The organism is Vulcanococcus sp. CPBay_Sum15L08_68 (genome assembly GCF_017855895.1).
Taxonomy (GTDB): domain Bacteria; phylum Cyanobacteriota; class Cyanobacteriia; order PCC-6307; family Cyanobiaceae; genus Vulcanococcus.
This window is the reverse complement of sequence record NZ_JAFMFX010000119.1, coordinates 1-2,532: the sequence shown is the minus strand read 5'-3', so window position 1 is coordinate 2,532 and position 2,532 is coordinate 1. Positions and strand designations below refer to the sequence as shown.

Here is a 2,532-nt window from a genome sequence, read left to right as displayed (position 1 = left end):
CTGAGCTGCTCTTGGCCCCCTGCGGACGGCGTAGAACTGCTTTGCGCGAACGCTGGGGCCAGAAACAAGCCAAGACTGAAGCCAACAGCAACCAGCAACCGGGACATCACGTGGTCACGCCAACATCGGATGCACTCAAGTCTGGAAACAGCAAACGCCGGCGTCAGTGAGCAGAAACGCTGCTCTTGTCGAATCGGAAAGAGCTGGCAGGCTTTGGCTGTCGCTGGGAGGCATCAATGGCCCCAGATCAACACAACGACAACAACAAATCGACTGATCAAGCTGCGATCAGCGAATTGAAGAAACCGACCAACCGCAAGCGAAGTGCCAAGGGTGCCCGCTGCACGCATGCTCCGGGCTGGTGCAGAACAACTCACCCACTCGCCAGCTAGCGGTAGAGCGTTAAAAACCAATGAGCCGGTAGCCCAGCTCCGAGTGAATCACCTGCGGTGACCATCCATGCAGGATCAAATGCTGACTAAAGCGACGGGCTTCAAGGAGGCTCTCGAGTTCCCGTTGTTCCACCACACGCATGGGCTCACCGTGAGCCAGCAGTTCGTGGCAGGCGGAATAGGCACCGAGGTGATTCGCGTCATAAAAAACCCAGATGCCGCGGTAATCCGCCTTGGGATCAGAAAAGCGAAGCAAGCATGGATTACTAAATGAGGTGGGCACGATGGTCTCTGTTCAACCCAGTTTTGAAACTGCAGGTGCGAGGCGACCTCAATCAGTGACCAATCGCACAAAGACACCGTTCTTATTGATAACGGCGTAGCGATCGACACACCAGTTCGAGCTATCCCGCGGGACAACACAACGAGAGCATCAGTCCTGCGTGAAGCCCCTGGGTTTGCTGGCGATGATCAGCCTGCGAGTGGCGATGAATGACGGTGTCTTCATCGAACAAAGACGAATGCCCACCAGGCAACCCTCCAAGGAACTACGAGCAGCGATTGTTCGGCCCTGGAAGCGCGGGAGCAGACCTGATCCGCAGATCCGTGCGACGCCTCAGGCCACCTCCTGGGAGCGAATTTGAGCGATGAGCTTTGGACCGATCCCACGAATCGACTGCAGCTCGGCGTCTTCAGCCGCCTGAACCATGGCCGGAGTCCTCAGGCCGGCATTCCAGAGCAGTTGTGCCTTTTGAAGGCCGATACCGCGCAGTGTGGTCAGTTCAGCAATGAAGACTTCATCGGGAAAGCTCTCACCCTTGAGGCTGGAGGACACCGATCGAAATGTCTCCTGATCGACCAGGGCATAGATCTGCATCAACTTCTGATCGACATGGAGCACCTTGCTCTCAAAAATCTCGCGAAACCGAATGAGCAGCCTGAGCTTCTGCTCACGCTCAACGCCAGAGTCCGCCATCCATGAGTCGATCTGAACTTGACTGAGTTCAGCCAAGGCCACAAAACCATCAGGGCGATAAGGAATCCATTCGCCACATCCTTTTCCAGTGCGCTGAATCGGCTGAAGATCAGGAGGATTTTGCGTACGCTGCTGGCCATCCCGCTTCAGATAAGCCAGCGGGGTGTGAAAGCTCAGCCTGGCGTGATAGCGCCAGAAGGCGATGGTTTGAAGTTCAGAAGCTGTGCTGACCTCAGCCGGCGTCGGCTGGGCAGCAGGCTCCGCAACGGTGGCCACTGAGGCCCCAGAGGAGGAGAAAAAGGATCGAAGCCGCTGCCAGATCATCCGCGGAAACTAGAGACACTTCCCCCTTCCGGCTGTATCGACGTGAGCAACTGAAGAAAAAGCCAGGGGGGCAGCCCCGCTGAAGCCTTGAGGGACTGGTCCTGTCTATTGTTTGTGGGTGAGGGGGAGACCCTGTCTTGCGTGGTTGCTTGATGGGGTGGGTGGGGTCACGCTCACTGCCTCTCTCACACCTCATTTGAGCGCAAGGGCATCAGCCGCCATCGACCTGGCAACCCACCAAGGCGCCTGCTGCTGCACCCACTGGAACGCCGATCCAGCGTCCGTTGCCGCGGGAGAGAGCAGCCCCAGCACCCGCGCCGAGAAGACCACCGATGACGGAGCCTTCGATGCAGCTGTTGTCGTCGACCTTCTCTGAGGCCGTCGGCTTTGGAGGCGTCGTGCAGGGGATCTCGACCTTTTCGCTCCACTTCTTGACGTAGCCCGGTTTCTCTTTCGTTCCGGGGACGTACTCCTCTCGGTATTCGTCCTTAAAGCACGTGCTGGTCTTGGAGTAACCAGGCTGGGAATCCTGCTGAGCCCAGGCGGGGCTCACCTGGACCGTGCTGAACGCAAGCGTGAGCCCGGCCAGAACAGACAGGGACTTCATTGGGAGCCAAGAAAACAGGGAGCCCATGATCACGCGCGATCTGGATCTGACCAGAGGCGACGTCAACTGCGCTGCAATGGGGTGAACCGCTGTGCCGTTCTGCCCCAGATTCCGACCTGGATAAACCAGAAGGGGAGTCAAAGCGCAGATTCGTTTCCGGCTACGAGGCCGGTCTACGGCACTGTCGCGACAGACGCCCCAAGTCGAAAAGGGAGTCAGATCAGAAAACTGTA

At 57.9% G+C, this 2,532-nt stretch carries 3 protein-coding genes and 1 other RNA gene; all 4 read right to left on the bottom strand.

What is annotated here, in order from left to right; all coding sequences use genetic code 11:
- Positions 1-402: 402 nt before the first annotated feature.
- Entirely contained in the window at positions 403-648 is a 246-nt protein-coding gene (locus tag QZ189_RS11145; RefSeq protein ID WP_010317268.1) for a hypothetical protein, read from the bottom strand.
- A 360-nt stretch (positions 649-1,008) separates the two neighbouring features.
- A complete protein-coding gene (locus QZ189_RS11140) occupies positions 1,009-1,368 on the bottom strand; it encodes a helix-hairpin-helix domain-containing protein (protein ID WP_296416900.1) in 360 nt (119 codons plus the stop codon).
- Between the two features lie 535 nt (positions 1,369-1,903).
- Positions 1,904-2,299, bottom strand: coding sequence for a glycine zipper 2TM domain-containing protein (locus tag QZ189_RS11135; protein ID WP_247478664.1), 396 nt, complete (start codon positions 2,297-2,299; stop codon positions 1,904-1,906).
- Positions 2,300-2,378: 79 nt separating this feature from the next.
- Positions 2,379-2,532: non-coding RNA, 6S RNA (gene ssrS / locus QZ189_RS11130), on the bottom strand; the annotation flags it as partial.